The organism is Streptomyces sp. NPDC059455, assembly GCF_042750115.1.
GTDB lineage: Bacteria > Actinomycetota > Actinomycetes > Streptomycetales > Streptomycetaceae > Streptomyces > Streptomyces endocoffeicus.
Genome location: NZ_JBHYVB010000122.1, coordinates 29,136 through 35,246, shown reverse-complemented (window position 1 = coordinate 35,246; position 6,111 = coordinate 29,136). Strand labels below are relative to the sequence as shown.

8 protein-coding genes and 1 pseudogene are annotated in these 6,111 nt (G+C 71.7%); 5 read left to right on the top strand and 4 right to left on the bottom strand.

Features of this window, described 5'->3' with window-relative positions; genetic code table 11:
• On the bottom strand, window positions 1-1,010 hold a 1,010-nt coding region (locus ACFXB5_RS34115; protein ID WP_385215295.1), incomplete at its 3' end, for an 8-amino-7-oxononanoate synthase.
• Window positions 1,011-1,154: 144 nt separating this feature from the next.
• Here ACFXB5_RS34115 and ACFXB5_RS34110 point away from each other — a divergent pair.
• The gene (locus ACFXB5_RS34110; RefSeq protein WP_385215292.1) at window positions 1,155-2,486 is read left to right on the top strand and encodes a cytochrome P450; all 1,332 of its coding nucleotides are present in this window, start codon (window positions 1,155-1,157) and stop codon (window positions 2,484-2,486) included.
• Here ACFXB5_RS34110 and ACFXB5_RS34105 read toward each other — a convergent pair.
• The gene (locus ACFXB5_RS34105) at window positions 2,445-3,074 is read right to left on the bottom strand and encodes an SGNH/GDSL hydrolase family protein (RefSeq protein ID WP_385215289.1); all 630 of its coding nucleotides are present in this window, start codon (window positions 3,072-3,074) and stop codon (window positions 2,445-2,447) included. The two genes, ACFXB5_RS34110 and ACFXB5_RS34105, sit on opposite strands and share 42 nt — an antisense overlap.
• A gap of 99 nt (window positions 3,075-3,173) precedes the next feature.
• Between ACFXB5_RS34105 and ACFXB5_RS34100 the strand changes: the two genes are divergently transcribed.
• From ACFXB5_RS34100 to ACFXB5_RS34085, 4 genes are all read left to right on the top strand, one after another.
• On the top strand, window positions 3,174-3,527 hold the full coding sequence (locus tag ACFXB5_RS34100) for a hypothetical protein (protein ID WP_385215286.1): 354 nt from the start codon (window positions 3,174-3,176) through the stop codon (window positions 3,525-3,527).
• 65 nt (window positions 3,528-3,592) lie between these two features.
• Window positions 3,593-4,114, top strand: a complete 522-nt coding sequence (locus ACFXB5_RS34095) for a hypothetical protein (RefSeq protein WP_385215283.1) — start codon at window positions 3,593-3,595, stop codon at window positions 4,112-4,114.
• A gap of 146 nt (window positions 4,115-4,260) precedes the next feature.
• A complete protein-coding gene (locus tag ACFXB5_RS34090) occupies window positions 4,261-4,596 on the top strand; it encodes an ArsR/SmtB family transcription factor (protein ID WP_385215280.1) in 336 nt (111 codons plus the stop codon).
• Window positions 4,596-5,330 carry a cation transporter gene (locus ACFXB5_RS34085; protein ID WP_385215277.1) on the top strand — a complete coding sequence of 245 codons (735 nt, stop codon included), beginning with the start codon at window positions 4,596-4,598 and terminating at the stop codon, window positions 5,328-5,330. Before ACFXB5_RS34090 ends, ACFXB5_RS34085 begins: the two co-directional genes overlap by 1 nt.
• A gap of 96 nt (window positions 5,331-5,426) precedes the next feature.
• On the opposite strand, the gene ACFXB5_RS34080 is transcribed toward ACFXB5_RS34085, so the two are convergent.
• On the bottom strand, window positions 5,427-5,885 hold the full coding sequence (locus ACFXB5_RS34080) for a DUF3093 domain-containing protein (protein WP_385215274.1): 459 nt from the start codon (window positions 5,883-5,885) through the stop codon (window positions 5,427-5,429).
• Window positions 5,886-5,926: 41 nt separating this feature from the next.
• A pseudogene (locus ACFXB5_RS34075) lies at window positions 5,927-6,111 on the bottom strand (carbonic anhydrase); the annotation flags it as partial.

Sequence of the window (6,111 nt, the reverse complement as noted above, 5' to 3'; positions counted from 1 at the left end):
ACCTCCCGGGCTCGTGCGGCGCGCTCCGGCTCCTCGCGCAACAGCCGCAGCGCGCCCAGGGCCGCGCCCACGCTCGCCGGGGCGAGCCCGGTGTCGAAGATGAAGGTGCGGGCCGTCTCCGCGAGGTGCCGGATGACCCGGCGGGGGCCCAGCACCGCCCCGCCCTGAGACCCCAGCGACTTCGACAGCGTCACGGTGGCCACCACGTCCGGGGAACCGGCCAGATCGGCGGCGGACAGCGCACCGCTGCCCCCGTCGCCGACAACCCCGAGGCCGTGCGCGTCATCCACCAGCAGCGCGGCGCCATGCGCACGGCATGCCTGTGCCAGCTCCGTCAGCGGCGCGGCGTCGCCGTCCACCGAGAAGACCGAGTCGGTCACCACCAGGGCACGACCCCCGCCGTGCTCGGTGAGCGCGGTACGCACCGCGCCCGGCTCGCGGTGTGGCACCTGCGTGACCTTCGCGCGCGACAGTCGGCAGCCGTCGACCAGGGAGGCGTGGTTGTAGGCATCGAAGACGATGAGCGTGCCCGGCCCCGTCAGAGCCGTGAGGGCGGCCAGGTTGGCCGTGTATCCGGAGGAGAAGACCAGCGCGGCCTCGAAGCCGCAGAAGGCCGCGAGTTCCTCCTCGAGTTCCTGGTGCAGCTGCGTGGTGCCCGTCACCAGGCGTGAACCGGTGGCACCGCCACCCCAGCGCGCCACCGCTTCCGTGGCCGCCCGCACCACTCGCGGGTGGCGGACCAGGCCCAGATAGTCGTTGCCCGCCAGATCCAGTACGGGCTCGTCGGCCGGTCGTGGGCGCGGGTGACGGGTCAGCCCGGCGCGGCGGCGCAACTCGGTGCGCCGGTCGATCCAGTCGAAGACCGCCGCCGGGGCGGGGGCGGCTTGTCCTGGGCGGGCGTGGTGTGGATCGGTCCGGCTCGCGGAAGACGCGGTGGCCTCCGGTGCGGGGATGGACCGGTCGCCCGAGGCCAGGGCGGGTGTGGTCGGCTGGACGGGGTGCTGGGCCATGATCGGTACTCTGACACGCGCCTGGTGGCCGGTCGGCGGGTGGGGGAGGGGGCCGGTGTGGTCGCACGGGGTGGCCGCCGCCTGTCCGAGTGATGCCGCGCACAGGACGGCGGTGGCGGCGCGGCCACGTGTTAGCGTCCGTCCGTGCGCATACCGGCTCTGGATACCCCCGCACCTGGTACGGAGGTCCGCGACGGCGGACCCGGCAGCGGGGTGGCAGGGCCCCTACCGCCCGGCGCGGGCGGTCCGCTGGACGGTCTGGACCTGTTCGGAGACGGCTTCGTCCGGGACCCCTACCCCTGGTTGGACCTGCTGCGCTCCCAGGCGCCTGTGCACCACGACGCGGGCACCGGTCTGTGGCTGGTCAGCCGCCACCGGGACATCCGCCGAGTTCTGCTCGACCCCGCCACCTTCCGACCGGACAACGCCCAGCACGCGGTCACCCCGCTGCCCGTGGCCGTACTGCGGGTGCTCGCCCGGGCCGGCTTCCAGCTCCCGCCCGCGCTCGCCAACAACGGCACCGACAGCCACCCCGGCCTGCGCCGGGTCACCACCCGGTTCTTCAACGCACGGCGCGTCGCGGCCGCCGTACCGGTGATCGAGCGCCTGGCCGGGGAGCTACTGGACACGGCGCGGGCACGGATCGACGCCGACGGCGAATACGACCTGTTCACCTCCTTCGCCCAGCTCCTTCCCTGCCGGGTACTGATGGAGCTGCTGGACATCCACGACGTCGACCCGGCCACGCTGATCCGCTGGAGCGACGCCTCACTGGAGCTCTTCTGGGGCAGGCACACCCCGGACCGACAGCTCGAACTGGCGGAACAGGCCGGTGAGTTCCACCAATGGCTGACCATGACCGTGCGCACCGGCAAGGCCACCGCCGACTCCTTCCTCGGAGCACTCGCCCGGCACCGTCTGCCCGACGGAGCCCCGCTGGACCCCCAGACCGCGGTCGCTGTCTGCTTCTTCGTCTTCATCGCCGGCCAGTCGACCACCGGACAGCTCATCGCCACCGTGCTGCGCCGAGCGCTCACCGAGCCCGGACTGTGGCCGCGGGCGGCACAGGAGAGGGAAGGGGCCGGGGCCTGGGTGGAGGAGGTGCTGCGGCGCGAGCCACCGGTGACCACGTGGCGCAGGGTCGTAGCGCGACCGGTGGAACTGGGCGGCGTGGAACTGCCCGCAGGAGCACAGCTGCTGTTGATGCTCATGGGCAGCGGTTCGGACCCGGAGATCTTCACCGATCCGGAACGGATGTGTCCACACCGGGCGAACATCCGCCACCATCTGGCCTTCGGCACCGGTCGCCACCGCTGCCCGGGTGCGTCGCTGGCGCGAACGGAGGCGGCAGTGGCCCTGCGGGCAGCGGCTCGCGGACTGCCGAAGGCGCGCCTGGTGGAGGGCGCGGAGGGACCGCCGATGCTCGGACTGCTGTCATTCCGGGCGCCTCTGCGCGTGGCGGTAACCGACAGATGAACAGGGCCGCACCGCTTCCCGGTTCGACACTTCCGGCATGAGCGCGGCGGGTACGGAACGAAGAGCGCCGTGCCACACACGGGCCATCTTCTCGTGACCCGCCTGGCTGGGGTGGAGGCCGTCGGCGAGGTCGGCGGTGGTCAACGCGTCGTACGTGTTCACGAGACGCACCCGCCGGCCCATTGCGGCGACCACCTCGGGAAGGGCCGCGTTGCAGGCCCTGACTCGCCGCTCCCGTGGGGGATCGGACTGCGGCGGAACCGTGGCGACGAACACCTCACAGGCCGGCCGGGCCTCCCGGATGTGGTCGATCAGCCGGGCCAGGCGCGCCGGTGCCTGCGCGGTGTCGTAGTTCTGGTTCATGTCGTTCGTGCCGATCAGCAGCAACACGGTGCGGGGGACACTGTGCCGCAGCCATGTCCGTATGTGTGCGTCCAACTGGTCGATGCGCCAGCCGGAGTGTCCTTCGTGGTGGCGGGTGCCCAGTTCAACCGGGCCGTTGGCGAGGGAGCCGACGAGGGTTGAGTGGCACTGCCACAAAGGGTTCCTTGGGGACGCGGGCGGTCGAAGGCCGTAGGGGGAGGGCATCAGGTCTCCTCCGCATACGGCAGCTCGGTCAGACCTTTGGCGGGATCGGTACGGTGGGGCCGATGCCGGTCGACCCGTTGATCATCTTGGTGACGGCGCATGGGGGCGGCGGTGCCGCACCGGTACGGCCGCCGCACCGATCAGCCGGAGGTGTCCGTACACGCCCGGGCGCTGCGCGGCGCCGCCGATGCCGCGATCCCGGAGACCGGCGGACCGTTCGACCCGCGCCGTATCTCCGATGCCCTCTTCGAAGCCGACTGGCAGGCGGCCGGGCCCGCCCCCTTCCCGCTGCCCGTACGCGGCTGGCTGCCCGACACCCAGGTCCTGGTCGCCCGCGCCGCGGCGGGCACGGAGCGCGGGCTGCCGCTCGCGGTGAAGGGCGGCCACAACGACGAGAGCCACACCACGATGTCGGCACCTTCATCGTCGCCCTCGACGCCCGGCCGCTGCTGATCGACGCCGGGGTCGGCACGTACCGCAAGGAGACGTTCAGCCCGGAGCGTTATGGAATCTGGTCGATGACCAGCGAGTATCACAATGTGCCGATCGTCAACGGCCTCGGCCAGCCGCCGGGGCCGGGCTTCCGGGCGGCCGCGGTCGCCCACCGCCGCGACGGCACCACTGACGAGCTGACGTGTGACCTCGCCGCGGCCTACCCGCCCGAAGCAGGGCTGACTCGCTGGCAGCGTACGTTCCGGCTCGTACGCGACGTGGACGACGACGAGCGCATTGAGATCGGCGACGCCTGGGGCTGCTCCGCCCCGCCCGGCTCACTGGCGCTGCACCTCCTGGCCGGCGGGGAGGTGGCCCTCGCGGCCGGGGGCGGCCGGGCCGTCGTCAGCCCGTCGGCCGGGCGTGGGCTGATCCTGGGCTGGGATGCCGTGGCGTTCACGGCCTCGGTGGAGTCGATTCCGCTCACCGACCCGGCCTTTACCCGCGTGTGGGGCCCGGCGGTCCACCGGCTCGTCCTCACCGCCCGCCGGCCCGCGACCGAGGGTGAGCACATGCTGACGGCGCGGCCGAATTCCGGGCGGGTGTAAGAGTACTTGCGCCAAGCGCAGGCTGACGGGTGCCGGTCGCGGACGGGCGCGGGTATGCCGGGCGAGCGGACTCGGTGGCTGTCAGGCCGAAGCGGCTCAAGGATTCATGACTTCCTGAATTCAGGTTACCATGTACCATGGAGCGTGTGCTGACCGTCGCCCCCGACATCGAGGTGCTGGCCCGCTTCGGCCGCGCGCTCGCCGATCCGATCCGTTGCCGACTGTTGCTGGTGCTACGCGAGGGGCCGGCTCACCCCTCCGACCTCGCCGATAAGCTCGGCATCTCCCGTACGCGGCTGTCCAATCATCTGGCCTGTCTGCGTGACTGCGGGTTGGTCGTCACCGTGCCGGTCGGGCGCCGTATCCGGTACGAGTTGGCCGACGAGCGGCTCGGGCACGCGCTGGACGACCTGCGGGCGGCCGTGGTGGCGGTCGCGGCCGATCGGAGTTGCCCGGACGCGGAGACTGAGGGCTGCTGCTGATGACCGCGATATCCCTCGGGCCATCTCCGGCTCGCCGCGACGCGCTCACCCGTCGCATCCGACTGCTGGTCACCGCGACGATCACCTACAACGTCATCGAGGCCATCGTCGCGATCACCGCCGGGACGGTCGCCTCCTCCACCGCGCTGGTCGGTTTCGGCCTGGACTCGGTCATCGAGGTCTCCTCCGCCGCCGCGGTCGCCTGGCAGTTCTCCGCCCACGGCCACGCGGTGCGCGAGGCGCGCGAGAAGACCGCGCTGCGGATCATCGCCGTCTCCTTCTTCGCCCTCGCCGCGTATGTGAGCATCGACGCGGTCCGCTCGCTGGCCGGGACCGCGGAAGCCGACCGCTCGATCCCCGGCATCGTTATCGCTGCCCTGTCGCTGGCGATCATGCCTTTCCTGTCAGCCGCTCAGCGTCGCGCCGGACACGAACTCGGTTCCGCCTCCGCAGTCGCCGACTCCAAGCAGACCCTGCTGTGCACCTACCTCTCCGCCGTACTCCTGGTAGGCCTCGTCGCCAACGCCACCCTCGGCTGGTCCTGGGCCGACCCCATCGCGGCCCTCGTCATCGCGGCGGTCGCGGTCAAGGAAGGCCGGGACGCCTGGCGCGGGGAGGGCTGCTGCGCCGCTCCACCCACCACCGCGGGCGTTCCCCTGCTTCAGGCTGAGGGTGGCTGCGGATGCCGGCCGGGATGCGCCTGTTGCGGCTCGGCGCAGGAGACGGACCGGTGACCGGCTGGGCCGTGGCGGCACTTGCCCTATACACCGGGTGGGCCGGGGCCGCGTTCGGCATCCGGGCGGTTCTCCAGCGTCGTCGCTATCGTGGTCTCAGCCAGCGGCCTCCCTGAGTACTCGGGCAAGCTGCTCCGGCGCACGAGTGGACACGTACACGTAGGGGGTGGGGTCGTCGGGATCGAGTATCTCGATACGCAGGGCGGTGGGGATGTAGCTGCGCATCACCATGAAGGCGCGGAGGTCCGCCTTGTACGTGCGCCAGGCGCGTGCTTCGTCGCCTTCGAGAACGTGTGCGTCTCCCAGGACGCGTAGCGGGATACGGGCGTCTCCGATGACGAGTGAGTCGGCTATGACGCGGATGCGCACCGAGCCCTGGTTGCTGACGTAGAGCCACGCCAGAAGGGTCCCTGCAGCCAGCGCGATCAGTGCCGCCACCCCGCCGAACGGCAGGAAGATCAGTGCTATGGCGAGGCCGAAGAGCGCGGCGATTAGCCGCCAGGAGCGGGGAGCGGTGAGGCGTTCGTCGTAGGTGGGGGCTGTGTTGGCGGGCATTGTGGTCACCTTGTCCGGCTGTCCTTGGGTAGGTCGGCTGTTCACAGAGGGAGGAAGGCGTTGGCCTGTGGGCGGTGTTCGAGCGTCGCGCCGGTATCCACCTCGTGGAACCAGGCGTGCAGCCGCAGCATGCGGTCGGCGAGGCGGCGGGCGACGCAGGGGTAGCCGCTGAGCACGTCCAGCTGTTTCAGCACATGCCAGTGGCCGGCCGCGGGGAGGTCGCCCG